The organism is Streptomyces sp. NPDC045287 (assembly GCF_056432325.1).
On the sequence record NZ_JBWKJG010000004.1, the window covers coordinates 404,263 to 420,757 of the forward strand.

Sequence of the window (16,495 nt, forward strand, 5' to 3'; positions counted from 1 at the left end):
ACTACATGTTCCGTAACACTGCCACGGCCCTTCTCATTCCGAGACACCTGGTCCGATCTGCGAGACGATTTCGTCCCAGTAGCCGGGCAGGGCCGCGAATGGGCCGGTTTGTCCGGTGCGGTCGGTGAAGAAGACCGTCCCCGCCCCCTGCCACCGCGCGATCCGCACGGCCTCGCCGAGATGGGCGCGCGGCACGCCGTGGACGAAGTGGACGAAGCGCTCCGGCGGGTGGTCGGCGGTCCACTCCGCCGCCTGGGACCAGCGGTACTCGGCCCAGGACCCGGAGAAGGTGACCAACTGGTCGGCGGTGTCCGCGTAGCCGGGGTGCGGAGGGCCGCCGTGGCCGAGGACCAGGTGCCCGCCGTCCACCCGGTCGAGGAGGGCCTTCAGGGTGGCGGTGAGCCGGCGCACCTCGGGCAGGTCCTGCCGCTGTGTGGGACAGCGGGCCAGGAAGTAGCCGTCGACGCGGTACCAGTCGAGGTGGCGGTGGGCCTCGGAGACGGTGTCGCCGAACGGGCGGTCGCCCCCGCCGAGGCCGAGGTGGCCGAGGACCCGGACGCCGGCGTTCCGGAGCCGGGCCACCGCTTCCAGGCAGTGCGGGTCGGGCCGGGCGCCGGGGCCGTCCGCGACGTTGAGGACGGCCCAGTGCACGGGCACGCCCGGCCGGGTCAGCTCGGCCCACTCCACGGGGGCGAGGAGCGGGTGGGCGTAGCCGGGGACGCCGAAGCCGAGCCGGTCGGCACCGGTCGCCGGCAGGCCGGTGCCGGTGCCGGTCAGATGCGGCACGCCGCCTCCATCCAGATGTCCGCGAGGGACTCCTCCAGGTTGATGCGGGGCCGCCAGCCGAGCCGGTCGCGGGCGGTGCGCACGTCGGCCTGCTGCCAGGCCCCGCAGCCGTCCGGGTAGGGGTGGGCGGTGACCGGGGGCAGGTGGTCGGAGGGCGACTCGGAGCGCTGGGCGCCGATGACGGGCCGCGCGGGCGGGCCGTCCAGTTCGTGGAGGGACCCCGTGTAGCCGGCGACGCGCGCGAGGAGGGACGCGGCGTCGCGGAGCCGTACGGCGCGGCCGGTGCCGATGTTGACCACGCCCTGCGCCGCCGACAGGGAGGCGGCGTGCACGGCGCGCGCCACGTCCCGTACGTCGACGAAGTCGCGCTGCGCGCCGAGGCCGCTGAGCTTCAGCTCCGCGTCGCCGGACTGCATGGCGCGGCGCATGGTCTCCGCGAGCCGGCCGAGGGGCGAGCCGGCCGGGGTGCCGGGGCCGACCGGCGAGAACACCCGCAGGACGACGGCGTCCAGCCCGGAGCCGAGGACCAGTTCGGTCGCCGCGAGCTTCGACACCCCGTACGGCCCGCCGGGGCGGGGCACGGCGTCCTCGGCGGTCGAGGAACCGGGCTGTGACGGCCCGTACTCGGACGCGCAGCCGACCTGGACCATGCGGGCGCCGCAGCGGCTGCGGCGCAGCGCCTCGCAGACGGTGGCGACGGCGACGGTGTTGTGCCGGGTCAGCTCGCGGGCGCCGCCGCGGGTGGCCCCGGCGCAGTTGATGACGACACCGGGGTGGACGGCGTCCAGGAACCGGGTGAGCGCCCCCGGACTGCCGTTGGCGAGGTCGAAGCGCACGTCGGAGTCGTCGCGGCGGCCCAGGGCCGTGAGGTGCACCGCCGGGTCGGCGAGCAGCCGGTCGGCGACGAAGCGGCCGATGAATCCCGTGGCGCCGAGCAGCAGCACCCTCATCGCGCGCCCCCTTCGCGCTGTGCGGCCGTGGTCGGGGTGGGGGGGATCATGTCGTGTGTCTCCTCGGTGTTGCGCGGATCCGCAGGACCCGGTGACGCGCCTGGCGCTTCCGGGACTCATGGGGTCTGCGGGACGGTCGGGGCTCTGAGGTCGTGCGGTCTATGTGCTCTGTGCGGTCGATGCGTGTTGTGTGGTCCGTGGGGTGTACGGGGCTGTGCGGTCCGGGGTGCCGGTGGTGGGGCGGGCGGTCAGGGGCGGGCGTGCGCGGAGGCGCGTGCGAGCACGACGGCGGCGTACGCCGGCAGGACGAGCGCGGCGGTGCCGCGGAGGAGGCCCGGTACGGCCGCGGTGCCCCGGGGCTCGACGGCCCGCCGTACCGGGACGGCCACGAGGCCGTGGCCGGGCAGCCGTCCGACGAGGACGGTGAGGCGGGCCGGGACCTCCGCCGCCGCGGTGGCGGCGAGCGCGGCGGAACCCGCGTGGGGAAGGCCGTGCACGGCGAGCAGCCGGGCGAGGAACAGCAGCGTGCCGAGCGCGGCTGCCGGGACGAGGGCGCCGGGCGGTGTCCCGGGCACCGCGCCGGTCCCGGCGAGCAGCCCGGTGAGGGCCGCCGCGTACAGGGCGGCGACGGCGAGGAACAGGGGCCGGGCCCGGGCGGTGAAGTCGCCCGGGTTCCGGCTGCCCGCGAGCAGGCGCCGGGCCCGTACGGCGGACAGCCGGGCGCACCCGGCGGCCGGCACCACCGCGAGGGCGAGGGCCAGGAGCGGGGCGGTCGCGGGCGGCCGGGGCCCGTCGGGGCCGCCGTGGACCAGGTGGCCGAGGAGGCCGTCGCCGTACGCGGCGCACAGGAGGAGCAGGGCGGTCGCGGCGCACGCGGTGAGCGGTGCGCGGCCGGGGGCGCGCAGGGGCCCGCGCCGTACGGCGAGGACGAGGGCGGCCGCGAGCCCGGCGGCGCCCGTGGCGGCGGGGAGCGGTGGCCCGGAGGCGTGGGCGTGCGCGGCGAGCGCGAGGCCGCAGGCTGCGCCGGGGAGCAGCGCGGCGAGCACCCAGCCGTTCCTCCGCCACCGGCTCCGGCGGTCCGGCGCACCCCCGCGGGGTGCGGGGGCGGCGGGGCGCGGGCCGCGCTCCTCGCCGCGGGGGACGCGCGCGTAGAGCTCCTCGGCGAGGGAGAACGCGTCGCGGTGCCGGAACCGGGTGGCGGTCCGGTCCGTGACCCCGCGCGCCTCCGGTCCGGCGGCGATCTCCAAGGGGTCGACAGCCCGCTCGCACTGCTCCCGGTACCGGTGCAGGAGCGCCTTGACGGGATCGGCGGGCCTGCGGTGCCCGGTCCCAGTACGGGCGGTCCCGGTACGGGCGGTCCCCGCCGGGGGTTCGGGGCGCTCAGCCACAGCCGCCCCCGCTCACCGCCGCCGTCGCGGCGAGCGCCCCGCAGTGCGCGAGGCACGGGGCCGCCCGGCGGTCCCGTACGGGCGCGGCGACGATCCGCAGCCGGGCGCCGGGGTCCACCCGCCGCACCTCCGCGAAGGCGTGCAGCAGCCCGACGAGGTCCTTGGCGGGCCCGACGCCGCCGACCCGCGCGAGCGTGCGCGGATCGCCCGGGTCGGAGCCCTCCCCCACGGAGGCGAACCGTTCCGCTTCCGTGCCGGGGTACACGGTGCGCAGCTTGTCCCGGTCGGCACCGCACCGCTCCTGTCGGCGGCGCGCGTGCGCGGTGCCGGGCGTGACGACGGCGGCCTGCCGGTAGACCTCGGCGGCCGGCCTCCGGTGGAACGCGGCGAGCAGGGAACGTGCGGGCGTGCCGAGGGCCGTGCCGCCGGCCGCCGGGTGGTGCGCGCGCAGCCGCACGCCGTACTCCGTGACCGGCAGCGGAGTGCCGAAGAAGCGTTTGGCCAGCAGGCCGGGCAGCGCCGCCGCGCCGCCCGACGCGGCATGGCACAGGTCGGCCGCGCCGAGCACGTCCGCGCCATACCGGTCGAGCGACAGCGGCAGCAGGAGGCGCTCCAGCCGGTCGGTGAGCGCCAGGGGGGCGGGGACGGTCGCGCCGTGCGCGCTCCGGTGTGCGCCGGGGACGCGGCAGGCGACCTCCAGGACGCGCGCCGCGGCCTCCGGGCGCAGGGCTCCGCCCAGGCCGCCCCGCTCGGCGGCGAGCTCCGCGAGGCCGTAGAGGCCGTAGAGGCCGTCCGCGAAGGCGGCGTCGCCGGCCGGACCGGTGCGGCACAGGGCGGTGGCGAGCCGCTCGAAGTGCCCGGTGAAGCGGTGGCGGTCGCGCCGCCCGTGTCTCCGTGGTCCCGGCGTACGGCCGACGCGGGTGCCGTCCGGGGCGGTCCACGCGGGCGCGGTGCACACCCGGCGCACACGCGGCGGAACCCGGTCGGTGTCCTCCCGGCCCGTTCCGCGGTCCGGCGCGTAGAGGCCGGACTCGTGCTGGGAGAGCCCGCGCACAAGCCGGTCGCACCAGAGTCTGGACTCACCCGAGGCGTACGGGCGCTCACCCTCCGTGAGCAGTCCGATCCGCACGAGTACACCCCCGATCTCGCTTGTGTCCGGCCGCCGTTGGTCCGGCGACTCGCGGCGGGACGACCGTAAGCGGAGGGACGGGTGGCGCGGCGGACGGTTGTCCGTCGCGCCACCGGAAGGGGTGAATGCACGTGACTTTCGCACACCGGTAGCGTTCTGTTGCGCTACAGTGACTAGCAGTCACCCTCTGTCAGGCTTCGGCCAGGTGGCGGGGGGTCAGTCACCCGGGTACACCCAGGGGTTGGGGCGGCATTTGATGCCGTCGATCTCCAGGGACTTCGTCTGCTGCTGCATCACGGGCGCCAGCGCGCCGGGCGTCTGGCAGGTGCGGTGGTTGTGCCCGAGGCGGTGGCCGACCTCGTGGTTGATGAGCATCTGCCGGTAGGCGAACATCGCCTTGGGGCCGAAGGTCTCGGCGCCCTGCGCCCACCGGTAGGCGTTGATCATCACGCGGTCGGTGGCGGCGGAGTCGCAGGAGACGTTGTCGACGGTCGTGTCCAGCCCGGACTTGGCGCACCAGACGCCGGTCGTCCCCGGGCTGGCCAGCGTGACGACGAAGTCGGGCTGGCCCGTGGAGATCCGTTCGAACGTCATGGCGCCGCCGTGCGCCCAGCTACGGTCGTCGTTGAGGGTCTTCTGCACGGCTTGGGCGAACAGCCTGCCGTCGAGCCCCAGCCCCTTCTCCACGTCGACGCGGTACCGGATCTTCCGCCCCTTGCCGGGCGCCTCGTCCACTCCGGGGACGGCCTCGAAGTCGCCGGACCCCTTCATCTCGGGGTCGAACGGGAACTGCCGGGCCATCAGCTCCTCGTACGTCGGTGCCACGGGCCGCGGGGGGACCGTCTGGGGGGCGGCCCGCCGCTCGAACCGGGAGGCGGCGTCGGCGGCCGTATCCCGGTCGGACGCGTCGGCGGCCCGGTCCGCCCCGCTCCGCTGCCGCGCGTCGCCCACCTGGCCGGCGACGACCACCGCGAGGACGGTGACGACGGCGGCCGCGGCGATCCCGGTGAACGTACGCCCCTTGCCGGCCCGGCCGTCGTCCCGCGCGCCGTCGCGGTCGCCGTCCCGCTCCTCGTCGCGGTCGCCGTCGCGGTCGTCGTCCCGCGGCGCGCCGTCGCCCCGCGCGTCGTCCGACCGGTCGCCGTGCGCGCCAGAGCCGCCCGGCCCCGCCGCCCGGGCGCCCGCGCCGTCGTCGGCCGGGGAGTCCTGCGGTCCGGCCGTCCCGGCGGGGCGGTCGCCGGCCGTGCCGACGGCACCGCCCCGGGCGTCCTGGGCGGCCTGCGCCGCCGGAGCGTCGAACGCCTCGACGAACTCCCGGCGCGGCCCCGGCATGCGCGGCGGCCCCTGGGCGACGCGCGACCGGGGCGCGGGGGGCGGGGGCGGCGCGGCGGCCGTGTACGGGGCGGTGCCCCAGGCGCCGCCCGCCTCGTGCTGCTCGGGGTGTCCGCCGCGCACGTCGGCGGCGGGGGTGCCGTGCGACGGGGTGCCGAAGCCGTAGCCGTACCCGTACTGCTGCGGGGCCGGGGCCTGCGGGACGTGCGGGGTCCACTGGAGGCGAGGGGCCCGAGGCTCCTGCTGTGCCTGGGGAGATTGCTGTGCCTGGTGGGGCGGGGTCGCGGGGGCCGCCTGCGGAACGTGGGGGGCGGCCTGCCGCGGCGGCGCCTGCGGTGCCGCCCTGCGGCGGCGGCCGCCGCCGGACGCGGCGGCGGTGGTGGTCCTGTCGTCCGCCCCCTGGTCGGTGGGGGCGGGGCCTTTGCGGCTATGTCGTCCCACGCCCCGTATCAGCTCCTCGCGCCGTCGCCGGGGCCGTCGCCGCCCCGGTCGGCGATCAGCTCGCGCACCGCCCGGGCCACCGCCTCGGGATATTCCATCATCGCCACGTGCCCCGCCTCCGGAAGCGTGAGCAGCCGCGCGTCCCGGAAGGCCGCGGCGGCCCTCTGCGCCATACGGTACGACACGAGTTGGTCCCGCCCGCCGTACACGAGGAGCGTCGGCGCGAGGACCCGCTCCGCCTGCCGCCACAGGTTGTGCTGGCCGCCCAGCGTGTAGGCGTCGACGATGCCGCGCGCCGAGCGGGCCATCGCGTCCCAGAAGTACGGGAGGCGCAGGCGCCGCTCCATCTCCTCGACCGCGGCCCGCATTCCCTCGTCCGTGACCCTGCCGGGGTCGCCGTAGCAGAGGGCGAGCACGCCCCGTACGCGCTGCTCGGCCGTCCAGTCCCTGGTCAGGCGGGCGAACAGCCGCGCCACGCCCGGGACGGCGAGCAGTGCCGTGGGCCACGCGGTGCGCTGGGCGCGCAGCTCGGGCAGCGCGGGCGAGACGAGCGTCAGCGTGCGGACCAGGTCGGGGCGGACGGCCGCGACCCGGGTGGCGACGGCTCCGCCCAGGGAGTTGCCGATGAGGTGGACGGGGCCGCGGGCCTCGGCGTCCAGGAGGCGGATGACGGCGCGGGCGTGGCCCGTCACCGAGTAGTTGCCGTCGTCGGGCGGCGGGGAGTCGCCGAAACCGGGCAGGTCGACGGCCTCGCCGTCCAGGACGTCCTCGAGCAGCGGCATCAGCGCCGACCAGTTCTGCGAGGAGCCGCCGAGGCCGTGCACGTACAGCGCGGGCGCCCTGCCGGACGCGGCGGAGGGGCGGTAGCGCACGTTCAGCGTCAGGCCGGGCAGTTCCGCGGAGCGCAGGCGCTCGCCTTCCGCGACCCGTACGGCGTGCACGCGGGGCGCCGCCGCGGCCGCGGCGGGGGACGCGGGCAGCTCGGTCGAAGACATGCGGCAATGTTACGAGACGATCACACCTGGAACGGTGTGTTCGGCATCACAGATCGCATAGCGCCGATGTGGGGGACCTTCTAGGCTCGTAGCGAGGGCAGAAGCCCGTGAGAAAGGGGAGCTCATGACCGTCGACCCCACGGATCCCGAGACGCTGGCGGAGCTGGCCCGGGAGAACGGCGCGGTCGGTACCGCCGCGCTGGACGAGGAGACCCCGGAGGCGGACGCCGCCGAGCAGCACGCCGATCTCCGGCAGCAGTCGGACGACCCGCTGTCGCGCGTCGACCCGGGCGCGGCGAACGAGGCGGACGCGGTGGAGCAGACCCGGGTGGTCGCGCTGGACGAGGACGACTACCGCGACGGCGAGTGAGACGGGGGGGTCCGCCGCTGTTCGCGCAGGTTGAGGAGGTTTTCCGGAGACCGGGTCGTTCACTTTTGAAGTTCCGGCTACCGCCGGCGTCCGGTACGTGAAATTCTGCGCTCGCACCGCGCACCGCCGGGTTACCCGAAAGTACGATGGCGGGCGCGGTGCACAGCGCACTTGGATCGATTTTGGGAGGCGGCGTGACAGCCATCGAGCAGACAGAGGCGGCGCGCCCGAGGGGCACACGCCTGCCGCGCCGAGCCCGACGCAACCAGCTGCTGGGCGCGGCCCAGCAGGTCTTCGTCGCCCAGGGGTACCACGCGGCGGCGATGGACGACATCGCCGAGCGGGCGGGGGTCAGCAAGCCGGTCCTCTACCAGCACTTCCCCGGCAAGCTGGAGCTGTACCTGGCGCTGCTCGACCAGCACTGCGAGTCGCTGCTCCACTCCGTCCGCACGGCGCTGGCCTCCACGTCGGACAACAAGCAGCGCGTGGCCGCCACCATGGACGCCTACTTCGCGTACGTGGAGGACGAAGGGGGCGCGTTCCGGCTGGTGTTCGAGTCGGACCTGACGAACGAGCCCGCGGTGCGCGAGCGCGTCGAGCGGGTCTCCCTGCAGTGCGCCGAGGCGATCTCCGACGTGATCGCCGAGGACACGGGGCTGTCGAAGGACGAGTCGATGCTGCTCGCCGTGGGTCTCGGCGGCGTCTCCCAGGTCGTGGCGCGGCACTGGCTGGCGAGCGACTCCCCGGTCCCGCGCCACAAGGCCGTGCAGCTGTTGACGTCGCTGGCGTGGCGGGGCATCGCCGGGTTCCCGCTGCACGGGGCGGAAGGGCACTGACTCCGAGCGGCACCGGGCGGTGGCGCGGGTGCTGTTCGCTCCTGGCGTGCGGCGCCGGGCCGTGGCGCGTCGCCTCTCCGGGCTAATGTGTGCAGCGTACGGCGCGGTGATCGCGCAACGCTGACCGTTCGGAGGGACATAGCCGTGGAGGTCAAGATCGGCGTGCAGCACGCGCCCCGGGAGATCGTTCTGGAGAGCGGGCAGTCCGCCGAGGAGGTCGAGCGCGCGGTGGCCGAGGCGCTGTCCGGCAAGGCGCAGCTGCTCAGCCTGACGGACGAGAAGGGCCGCAAGGTGCTCATCCCGGCGGACCGGCTCGCCTACGTGGAGATCGGCGAGCCGTCGGTGCGCCGGGTCGGCTTCGGCCCGCTGTGACCGCGTAGCACAGCGGCACGGAGGCCCGGCGGGGGCGTCGTCCCCCGCCGGGCCTCTTGTCGTACGTCTTCTCTTTCGCGCTCCTCTTTCGCGCGACGCGCGTGTCCTCTTCCGGGAGGCGTCCCTCCCGCGTGGGAGGGTTGTCTTCCGGACGGGTCGGGTAGGACCGGGTACGACCGCTCTGCCCGCCCCGCCGACCCGCGAGGTGATGCTGTGTTCTGGGAAGCTCTCGGCTCCGTCCTGCTCGGACTCGTCCTGGCCTGGGCCACCCTCCACCGGCTGGCCGACCGGCTTCCGTCACGTCGTACGGTGCTGGCGACCGGCGCGCTCGGCGCGCTGTTCGGCGCGCTCGTCACGCACGCCGCGCTCGGTCCCGGCTTCGCGCTGGGCACGCTCCTCGGGGCGGTCGCCGTCAGCGCCGTGCTGCTGTCCCTGCTGATCCGGCCCGCGTCGCGCCGCCTGCGACGATCAGCGGCGGCGTGATCCGCGCCGCCGCCGGCCCCCCGACGTCCGCGGCTAGGCCGCGAGACCCAGGGCCGCCATGCGCTTCGTGTGCGCCTTGGTGATCCGCGAGAACATCTCCCCGACCGCCGCCAGGTCGAACCCGTCCGCGACCCCGCCGACCAGCATCGTCGACAGCGCGTCCCGCTCCGCCACGACGCGCTGGGCCTGCGACAGGGCCTCGCCCATCAGCCGCCGCGCCCACAGCGCGAGCCGGCCACCCACGCGCGGGTCCGCCTCGATCGCGGCGCGCACCTTCTCCACGGCGAAGTTCCCGTGCCCGGTGTCGTCCAGCACGGCCAGCACCAGCGCGCGCGTGTCGGAGTCGAGCCGGACGGCGACCTCCCGGTAGAAGTCGCTGGCGATCGAGTCGCCGACGTACGCCTTGACGAGGCCCTCCAGCCAGTCCGACGGCGCCGTCTGGCGGTGGAAGTCGTCCAGTGCCTTCGCGAAGGGCTCCATCGCGCCGGTCGGCTCCGCGTCGATCGCGGCCAGCCGGTCGCGCAACTGCTCGAAGTGGTGGAACTCGGCGGACGCCATCTTTGCCAGCTCCGCCTTGTCGGCGAGCGTCGGGGCGAGCTTCGCGTCCTCCGCGAGCCGCTCGAAGGCCGCCAGCTCCCCGTAGGCGAGCGCGCCGAGCAGGTCCACGACGGCCGCGCGGTACTGCGGGTCGGCGGAGGCCCCGGCCCAGTCGAGGGCGGCGATCCCGGTCGGTTCTTCGGCGGCAGCGGCGTTGTCAGGCGTCTCCATGGAGCGCACAATAGCCCGCCGACCGCACCCGGTAAGGCCCTGATCAACGAGTGTGACCTCCCCCTCCTTGTGAATTGCCCCAACACGCCTGCACGATTCCGGGGTACAGTGGTATTGAGCCCGTCGAGTATGCGGACACCTTCCGCATGTGCTCGGGGGGCCGTTTCATGAATGAGGATGCCCGGTCGGTGGCCCGATCGGCTCCGACCCGACAGCCCTCGGTGCGTTCTCGCACATGAGGGGCCCTCAGCGGTATGACGCTCGAGCGACGGCAGTGGTCCCGCTCCACCCGGCTGCGACCTCGCGGTCCGCGGCCGGAGAGTGATCCGGCGCGGTAAGACCCCCAGCGTTCGCCTCATGCCGCGTCTCACAGAAGAGGCAACACCCTGACTACGCAGCCTACGACTTTCCGAGAGCTCGGGATCCTCCCCGAGACCGCCGAGGCCCTGGAGGCCGTCGGCATCGTCACGCCGTTCCCGATCCAGGAGATGACCCTCCCGGTCGCCATGTCCGGGACGGACGTCATCGGCCAGGCCAAGACCGGCACGGGCAAGACCCTCGGTTTCGGCCTCCCCCTGGTGGAGCGCGTCACCGTCCCCGCCGACGTCGAGGCGGGCCGGGCCCGCCCCGACCAGCTGACGGAGGCGCCGCAGGCCCTCGTCGTCGTGCCGACCCGAGAGCTGTGCACGCAGGTCACCAACGACCTGCTCACCGCCGGCAAGGTCCGCAACGTCCGCGTCCTGGCGATCTACGGCGGCCGCGCCTACGAGCCCCAGGTCGAGGCCCTGCAGAAGGGTGTCGACGTGGTCGTCGGCACGCCGGGCCGCCTGCTCGACCTGGCCGGGCAGAAGAAGCTGGACCTGTCGCACATCCGCACGCTCGTGCTGGACGAGGCGGACGAGATGCTCGACCTGGGCTTCCTGCCCGACGTCGAGAAGATCATCAACATGCTTCCGGCGAAGCGCCAGACCATGCTGTTCTCGGCGACCATGCCGGGCGCGGTCATCGGCCTGGCCCGCCGCTACATGACGCAGCCCACGCACATCCGCGCCACCGCGCCGGACGACGAGGGCGCGACCGTCGCCAACATCAAGCAGCACGTCTACCGCGCGCACTCCATGGACAAGCCGGAGATGGTCGCCCGCATCCTCCAGGCCCGCGGCCGCGGACTGGCGATGATCTTCTGCCGTACGAAGCGCACGGCGGCCGACATCGCCGAGCAGCTGGAGCGGCGCGGCTTCGCATCCGGCGCCGTCCACGGCGACCTGGGCCAGGGCGCCCGCGAGCAGGCGCTGCGCGCCTTCCGCAACGGCAAGGTCGACGTGCTGGTCTGCACCGACGTGGCCGCGCGCGGCATCGACGTCGAGGGCGTCACGCACGTGATCAACTACCAGACGCCGGAGGACGAGAAGACGTACCTCCACCGTGTGGGCCGCACGGGTCGCGCCGGGGCGCACGGTACGGCGATCACCCTGGTCGACTGGGACGACATCCCGCGCTGGCAGCTGATCAACAAGGCGCTGGAGCTGGACTTCCACGATCCGGTCGAGACGTACTCCACGTCCCCGCACCTCTTCGCCGAGCTGGACATCCCCGAGGGCACCAAGGGCGTCCTGCCGCGCGCCGAGCGGACCCGGGCCGGGTTGGACGCGGAGGTCCTGGAGGACCTGGGCGAGCCGGGCGGGCGCAAGCCGCGCGGCCGGCGTCGCGAAGAGGAGCGCCCGGAGCCCGCCGAGCGCACCCGTACGCCGCGGCAGCGCCGCCGTACGCGCGGCGGCACGCCCCTGGACGAGGCCGCCGGCACCGCCGCGCCGCAGGCGCCCGCCGCCGAGGCGGTGGAGGGCGGCGAGGCCCCGGCCGAGCGCCGCACCCCCCGCCGCCGCCGTCGCACCCGCGCGGGCGCGACGCTCACGGCGGAGACGGCCGCGCAGGCGGCCCCTGCGCCCGAGGTCGAGCCGTCGGCGAAGGCCGTCGAGGTCGTGGAGACCGCGGAGGGTCCGGCGCCCGAGGCGGAGGCCAAGCCCCGCCGCCGCACGCGCAAGGCCGCCGAGCCGAAGGCCGCGGAGGCCGACGTCACCGCCGAGGCGGCCCCCGAGGCCGAAGCGGAGGCCAAGCCCCGCCGTACCCGCAAGGCCGCCGAGGCGAAGGCCGTGGCCGAGACCCCGGCGCCCGAGGCCGAAGCCGAGGCCAAGCCCCGCCGCCGCACGCGCAAGGCCGCCGAGGCGGCCGACGCTCCGGCGGAGGCGGCCGAAGCCGAGGCCGCACCGCGCCGCCGGACCCGCAAGGCTGCCGAGCCGAAGGCCGCGGAGGCCGACGCCACCGCCGACGCCACCGCCGACGCCACCGCCGAGGCGGCGGTCCCCGAGGCCAAGCCCCGCCGTACCCGCAAGGCCGCCGAGCCGAAGGCCGTGACCGAGGCCCCGGCACCCGAGGCCGAAGCCGAGGCCAAGCCCCGCCGCCGCACGCGCAAGGCCGCCGAGGCGGCCGACGCCCCGGCGGAGGCGGCCGAAGCCGAGGCCGCACCGCGCCGCCGGACCCGCAAGGCCGTCGCGTCCGCCGACGCCGTGGCGGTCCCGGAGCAGGCGTCCGAGGCCAAGCCGAGGCGCCGCCGCACCACGAAGGCCGCCGTGTCCGCCGACGCGTGAGACCCCGGCCACAAGGCCCCGTCACCTCCGGGTGGCGGGGCCTTCCGCGTACCCGGCCGCCACCGCGCCGGTCCCGTGGGGCAGGGCTCGGGGCCGTCGGCCGTCCGGAGGCGCCGGGGCCCGGGCGGGACCGCGCGCCGGCCCCCGGGCCGCTAGCCTCGGGGCATGAGTCGGCCGCCCACCTTCGTCCCGCCCCCCTGCGCCCGGCCCCGTCCGCTGCGGACGGCGCGGGGCGCCTTCGCCGTGCTGGACGCCGCGCCCTCGGGGGCGGCCAGGGGCACCGCCCTGCTGCTGCCCGGGTACACGGGCAGCAAGGAGGACTTCATCGCCATGCTGGAGCCCCTCGTCGGCGCCGGGTACCGGGTCGTCGCCGTCGACGGGCGGGGGCAGTACGAGACCTCCGGGCCGAGCGACCAGGAGGCGTACGCGCGCCGCGAGCTGGCGCTGGACGTGCTGGCGCAGGCCGAGGCCGTCGGGGGCGGGGAGCGGGTCCACCTCCTGGGCCACTCGCTGGGCGGGCAGATCGCGCGGGCCGCGGCCCTGGAGGACCCGGCGCCGTTCCGTACGCTCACCCTGGTGTCGTCCGGCCCCGCCGAGGTCGCCCCGGAGCAGCGGGAGAAGATCAAGCTGCTGGGCGACGCGCTGCGCCTCATGGACATGGACCAGGTGTGGCAGGCGATGCGCGCCCTGGACCCTCCGGAGGACGCCGGCGACCCGCTGCGCGGCGACCGCGAGGACCTCCGCCGCCGCTGGCTGCGCCACAACCCCGCGCAGCTCCTCGCGACGGGCCGGCAGCTCGCCACCGAACCGGACCGCGTCGCCGAGCTGGCCGCGCTGGACCCGCCGCTGCCCGTGCACGTCGTGTCGGGCGAACGGGACGACACCTGGCCGGTGCCCCTGCTGGACGCGATGGCGGAGCGGCTGGGCGCGCGCCGCACGCGGATCGGGGGTGCCGAGCACTCCCCCAACACCGACCGGCCCGTCGAGACGGCGGCGGCGGTGGCGGCGTTCTGGGACGCCCACCCGGTTCAGAACCGCGACTGAAGCTGCTGCCAGAAGCCGTCCCGCAGCGCGCGCCGCAGCACGGCGTGGCCGCGCAGGGACCGGCTCAGCAGCCGTTCGGCCTCCACCAGGAGGTCCTGGTCGACGGGGCCGGGCAGGTACGGGCGGCCGGGCAGCAGCTCGGCCAGCGCGTCGGCGCCCCGCTCCGCCAGCCACGCCGCGGCGACCTGCGCGCCCACGAACCGCACCTCGTCGCGCGACGGCGGCGGCTCGCCCTCGTTCTCGTACGTCGTCACGGGCCGCCGGGTGAGGTACGGGCGGCAGAAGTCCAGGTCGAAGACGCGGGAGCTGTCGACCTCCCACAGCAGCGCCTCGGCCTGGTTGCGGCCCTCCGCGGACTCGATGCCCCACAGGTGGACCCGGGCCCCGTACCCCTGCGCGGCCTCCACGGCGGAGACCAGGTCCTCGTCGCCGCCGACGAGCGCGGCGTCGCTGATCGCGCGGTGGCGGGCGAGGGACTCCAGGTCGGAGCGGATCAGGGAGTCGACGCCCTTCTGCTGGTTGTTGGCGTTGAGGTTGCCGAGGCGGACCTTCACGTCCGGGAGCTCGGCGATGGCCTGCTGCTCGGTGGTGTGGATGCGGCGGCGGGCGCCGTCGTACCAGTAGACGCGCAGCAGCCTGCTGTCCGCGAAGATCGTGCGGGCGGTGTCGATGAAGGCGTCGATGAGGCCCTCGGCGTCGAGGTCGAAGGAGCGCCGGTCCTCGGTGCCCGCGACCAGCAACCCGGCGGAAGCATAGACGTAACCGGCGTCGACGAAGATGGCGTGGGTCGAGGGGGTCTTGGCGACCTCGACCAGCATGCGTCGCAGGAGCTCATTGGTGCGCTCCAGGCGCTGGGCGATGTCCTCGTCGTTCATAGGGGCCTCATTGTCCGCCTCGGACGACCGGATCGCCAGCCACCCATATTTAGCCGATCAAAAAATTTCCTTAGCGTAGGGAATGTTTTAACGGCTGTACATCGTTGCAGGTGTAACAACACCAGTCCGACGAAGGGAGAAGCTTTGCGCTTCGAGATCATGCGACTCGACGACGTCGACGGCACCGCCGTGGACAGCACCGTCGTGGACGCCGCCTCCGTCACCCGCATCGTGCAGCAGGCCGCCGCGATCGGCCAGCGGCTCTACATCCGCCCGGCGGAAGCCGCCGCGTCATAGCGTTCGCGATGCGAGAAGCGAACGAGAAGCGAAGCACCGCGCCCCCGTACGGTTCGTACGGGGGCGCGGTCGCGGGTCGGGGCGGGCCGGTCAGGCGGCCTGGATCGTCTGCGTCACACCATTGATGATCTGCTGCACGGCGATCGCGGAGAGCATCATGCCGGCGAGCCGGGTCACCAGCACCACGCCGCCGTCCTTGATCACCCGGATGATCACCAGCGAGTACCGCAGGGTCAGCCACAGCACCACGTGCATCGCGACGATCGCCGACCACACGGACACCTGCCCGCTCACGTCGTCCGCGTGCTGCACGGCGAGGATCACGGAGACGATCGCGCCGGGCCCCGCGAGCAGCGGCATCCCGAGCGGGACGAGGGCGACGTTGACGTCCTTGGTCTGCTTGGGTTCGTCGGTCTTGCCGGTGAGCAGGTCGAGCGCGATGAGCAGCAGGAGCAGCCCGCCCGCGATCATCAGCGCGGGCACGGAGACGTGCAGGTAGGCCAGGATCTGCTGGCCCAGGATGCCGAACACGGTGATCACGCCGAAGGCGACGGCGACGGCCTGCCAGGCCATCCGGCGCTGCACCTTGGTGGCCCGCCCGGAGGTCAGGGCGAGGAAGATCGGGGTGATCCCGGGGGGATCCATGATGACGAAGAGGGTCAGGAAGAGGGAGCCGAAGACGGCGACGTCGAACACGGTGAGGCCTTGCAGGAGAGGGGTGGTACACAGCGGGCCGCGCGGCGGGATGCCGGGCGGGACGTCGTACGGCGCGGCCGTGGGGGGGCGAAGGGCCGTAGGACGGGAGGTGGAGCGGCGGTCCGGTTACGGGCGTCCGCCCGTGCCCGGCACGGGGAACGCGCCGGTCGCCCGGCGCGTGATCTCGCCGTAGATCTCCGGGTCGGTGGTGAAGTCGCCGAGACGGCAGGTCTTGCGGCTGCCGTGGTAGTCGCTGGAGCCGGTGGTCAGCAGCCCGAGCTCGCCGGCCAGTCCGCGCAGCCGGGCGCGGGCCGGCCCGTCGTGGTCCATGTGGTCGACCTCGACGCCGTCGAGCCCGTGCGCGGCGAGGTCGGCGATCACGGAGTCGGGCAGCGTGCGGCCGCGCTTGGCCGCGGCGGGGTGCGCGAGGACGGTCACGCCACCGGCCGCCTTGACCAGGCGGACCGCCGTGAACGGGTCCAGCTCGTGCTTCTCCACGTACGCGCGCCCGCCGTCCGCGAGCCACTCGGGCGTGAACGCCGCGGACACGTCCGGTACGACGCCCAGCTCGACCAGGGCCTCGGCTATGTGGGGGCGGCCCACGGAGCCGTCGCCCGCGATGGCGGCGACCCGCTCCCAGGTGACCGGCACGCCCAGCTCCTGGAGCCTGCCGACCATCGCGCGGGCCCGCGGCACCCGGTCGTCGCGCACCAGCTCGCGCTCCCGCGCCAGCTCGGGCTCGTCCGGGTCGAAGAGGTACGCCAGCATGTGGACGCCGGTCCCGTCGGCCCGACAGGACAGCTCGGCGCCGGTCACCAGCGTCAGCCCCTCGGGGAGCGCCGCCAGCGCCTCGGCGTGGCCCCGCGTCGTGTCGTGGTCGGTCAGCGCGACCACGTCGAGACCGGCCGCGGCGGCGCCGCGCACCAGGTCGGCGGGGGTGTCCGTACCGTCCGACGCCGTGGAGTGGGTGTGCAGGTCGATGCGCACGGCACAGGCTCCAGGGCTCGCTGCGGACAGGGGACACCCAAGGATAACCGCCCCCCAAACACACCATGCCCGGACGAACGAACCGCCGGCCGGGGCCGCCC

17 protein-coding genes are annotated in these 16,495 nt (G+C 75.2%); 7 read left to right on the forward strand and 10 right to left on the reverse strand.

Annotated elements, in window-relative coordinates; genetic code table 11:
- Nucleotides 1-33: 33 nt before the first annotated feature.
- The 6 genes from AC07D6_RS10095 to AC07D6_RS10120 all read right to left on the reverse strand — a co-directional run bounded on the left by AC07D6_RS10095 (nucleotide 34) and on the right by AC07D6_RS10120 (nucleotide 7,021).
- Nucleotides 34-786, reverse strand: coding sequence for a spherulation-specific family 4 protein (locus tag AC07D6_RS10095; RefSeq protein ID WP_479043228.1), 753 nt, complete (start codon nucleotides 784-786; stop codon nucleotides 34-36).
- Nucleotides 774-1,736 (reverse strand): NAD-dependent epimerase/dehydratase family protein, encoded by a 963-nt coding sequence (locus AC07D6_RS10100; RefSeq protein ID WP_479043230.1) that lies wholly within the window; start codon nucleotides 1,734-1,736, stop codon nucleotides 774-776. Before AC07D6_RS10100 ends, AC07D6_RS10095 begins: the two co-directional genes overlap by 13 nt.
- A gap of 248 nt (nucleotides 1,737-1,984) precedes the next feature.
- Complete coding sequence (locus AC07D6_RS10105) at nucleotides 1,985-3,124, reverse strand: hypothetical protein (protein WP_479043231.1); 1,140 nt, start codon at nucleotides 3,122-3,124, stop codon at nucleotides 1,985-1,987.
- Entirely contained in the window at nucleotides 3,117-4,253 is a 1,137-nt protein-coding gene (locus tag AC07D6_RS10110; RefSeq protein ID WP_479043232.1) for a DUF3492 domain-containing protein, read from the reverse strand. The genes AC07D6_RS10105 and AC07D6_RS10110 overlap by 8 nt, the downstream gene beginning before the upstream one ends.
- Nucleotides 4,254-4,469: 216 nt before the next feature.
- On the reverse strand, nucleotides 4,470-6,026 hold the full coding sequence (locus AC07D6_RS10115; protein WP_479043233.1) for a DUF3152 domain-containing protein: 1,557 nt from the start codon (nucleotides 6,024-6,026) through the stop codon (nucleotides 4,470-4,472).
- 8 nt (nucleotides 6,027-6,034) lie between these two features.
- Nucleotides 6,035-7,021, reverse strand: coding sequence for an alpha/beta fold hydrolase (locus AC07D6_RS10120; RefSeq protein WP_479043234.1), 987 nt, complete (start codon nucleotides 7,019-7,021; stop codon nucleotides 6,035-6,037).
- 124 nt (nucleotides 7,022-7,145) lie between these two features.
- Between AC07D6_RS10120 and AC07D6_RS10125 the strand changes: the two genes are divergently transcribed.
- The 4 genes from AC07D6_RS10125 (at nucleotide 7,146) to AC07D6_RS10140 (ending at nucleotide 9,082) form a co-directional block, all read left to right on the forward strand.
- Nucleotides 7,146-7,391, forward strand: coding sequence for a hypothetical protein (locus AC07D6_RS10125; protein ID WP_315875814.1), 246 nt, complete (start codon nucleotides 7,146-7,148; stop codon nucleotides 7,389-7,391).
- Nucleotides 7,392-7,585: 194 nt separating this feature from the next.
- Complete coding sequence (locus AC07D6_RS10130; RefSeq protein ID WP_315875815.1) at nucleotides 7,586-8,227, forward strand: TetR/AcrR family transcriptional regulator; 642 nt, start codon at nucleotides 7,586-7,588, stop codon at nucleotides 8,225-8,227.
- 144 nt (nucleotides 8,228-8,371) lie between these two features.
- Nucleotides 8,372-8,599 carry a DUF3107 domain-containing protein gene (locus tag AC07D6_RS10135; RefSeq protein WP_315875816.1) on the forward strand — a complete coding sequence of 76 codons (228 nt, stop codon included), beginning with the start codon at nucleotides 8,372-8,374 and terminating at the stop codon, nucleotides 8,597-8,599.
- A gap of 213 nt (nucleotides 8,600-8,812) precedes the next feature.
- Nucleotides 8,813-9,082 carry a hypothetical protein gene (locus AC07D6_RS10140; protein WP_479043236.1) on the forward strand — a complete coding sequence of 90 codons (270 nt, stop codon included), beginning with the start codon at nucleotides 8,813-8,815 and terminating at the stop codon, nucleotides 9,080-9,082.
- A 33-nt stretch (nucleotides 9,083-9,115) separates the two neighbouring features.
- Here AC07D6_RS10140 and AC07D6_RS10145 read toward each other — a convergent pair whose 3' ends face one another.
- Nucleotides 9,116-9,850, reverse strand: a complete 735-nt coding sequence (locus AC07D6_RS10145; protein WP_315875818.1) for a ferritin-like fold-containing protein — start codon at nucleotides 9,848-9,850, stop codon at nucleotides 9,116-9,118.
- A 488-nt stretch (nucleotides 9,851-10,338) separates the two neighbouring features.
- Between AC07D6_RS10145 and AC07D6_RS10150 the strand changes: the two genes are divergently transcribed.
- Together AC07D6_RS10150 and AC07D6_RS10155 are read left to right on the forward strand one after the other, a co-directional pair.
- Nucleotides 10,339-12,495, forward strand: coding sequence for a DEAD/DEAH box helicase (locus tag AC07D6_RS10150; protein WP_479043237.1), 2,157 nt, complete (start codon nucleotides 10,339-10,341; stop codon nucleotides 12,493-12,495).
- A gap of 165 nt (nucleotides 12,496-12,660) precedes the next feature.
- A complete protein-coding gene (locus tag AC07D6_RS10155; RefSeq protein ID WP_479043238.1) occupies nucleotides 12,661-13,539 on the forward strand; it encodes an alpha/beta fold hydrolase in 879 nt (292 codons plus the stop codon).
- On the opposite strand, the gene AC07D6_RS10160 is transcribed toward AC07D6_RS10155, so the two are convergent.
- Nucleotides 13,524-14,414, reverse strand: coding sequence for an NYN domain-containing protein (locus AC07D6_RS10160; RefSeq protein WP_315875821.1), 891 nt, complete (start codon nucleotides 14,412-14,414; stop codon nucleotides 13,524-13,526). The two genes, AC07D6_RS10155 and AC07D6_RS10160, sit on opposite strands and share 16 nt — an antisense overlap.
- A gap of 144 nt (nucleotides 14,415-14,558) precedes the next feature.
- Between AC07D6_RS10160 and AC07D6_RS10165 the strand changes: the two genes are divergently transcribed.
- Nucleotides 14,559-14,711: a hypothetical protein gene (locus AC07D6_RS10165; RefSeq protein WP_315875822.1), complete on the forward strand. Its 153-nt coding sequence runs from the start codon at nucleotides 14,559-14,561 to the stop codon at nucleotides 14,709-14,711.
- Nucleotides 14,712-14,801: 90 nt separating this feature from the next.
- Here AC07D6_RS10165 and AC07D6_RS10170 read toward each other — a convergent pair whose 3' ends face one another.
- Nucleotides 14,802-15,407 (reverse strand): MarC family protein, encoded by a 606-nt coding sequence (locus AC07D6_RS10170; protein ID WP_315875823.1) that lies wholly within the window; start codon nucleotides 15,405-15,407, stop codon nucleotides 14,802-14,804.
- 126 nt (nucleotides 15,408-15,533) lie between these two features.
- Nucleotides 15,534-16,394 (reverse strand): PHP domain-containing protein, encoded by an 861-nt coding sequence (locus tag AC07D6_RS10175; protein ID WP_315875824.1) that lies wholly within the window; start codon nucleotides 16,392-16,394, stop codon nucleotides 15,534-15,536.
- Nucleotides 16,395-16,495 lie beyond the last annotated feature (101 nt).

Bases quoted from the DNA above. Each gene is read 5' to 3' on its own strand.
- AC07D6_RS10120 (WP_479043234.1), bottom strand. From the start codon at position 7,021: ATGTCTTCGACCGAGCTGCCCGCGTCCCCCGCCGCGGCCGCGGCGGCG.
- AC07D6_RS10160 (WP_315875821.1), bottom strand. From the start codon at position 14,414: ATGAACGACGAGGACATCGCCCAGCGCCTGGAGCGCACCAATGAGCTC.
- AC07D6_RS10125 (WP_315875814.1), top strand. From the start codon at position 7,146: ATGACCGTCGACCCCACGGATCCCGAGACGCTGGCGGAGCTGGCCCGG.
- AC07D6_RS10150 (WP_479043237.1), top strand. From the start codon at position 10,339: ATGACCCTCCCGGTCGCCATGTCCGGGACGGACGTCATCGGCCAGGCC.
- AC07D6_RS10145 (WP_315875818.1), bottom strand. From the start codon at position 9,850: ATGGAGACGCCTGACAACGCCGCTGCCGCCGAAGAACCGACCGGGATC.
- AC07D6_RS10100 (WP_479043230.1), bottom strand. From the start codon at position 1,736: ATGAGGGTGCTGCTGCTCGGCGCCACGGGATTCATCGGCCGCTTCGTC.
- AC07D6_RS10155 (WP_479043238.1), top strand. From the start codon at position 12,661: ATGAGTCGGCCGCCCACCTTCGTCCCGCCCCCCTGCGCCCGGCCCCGT.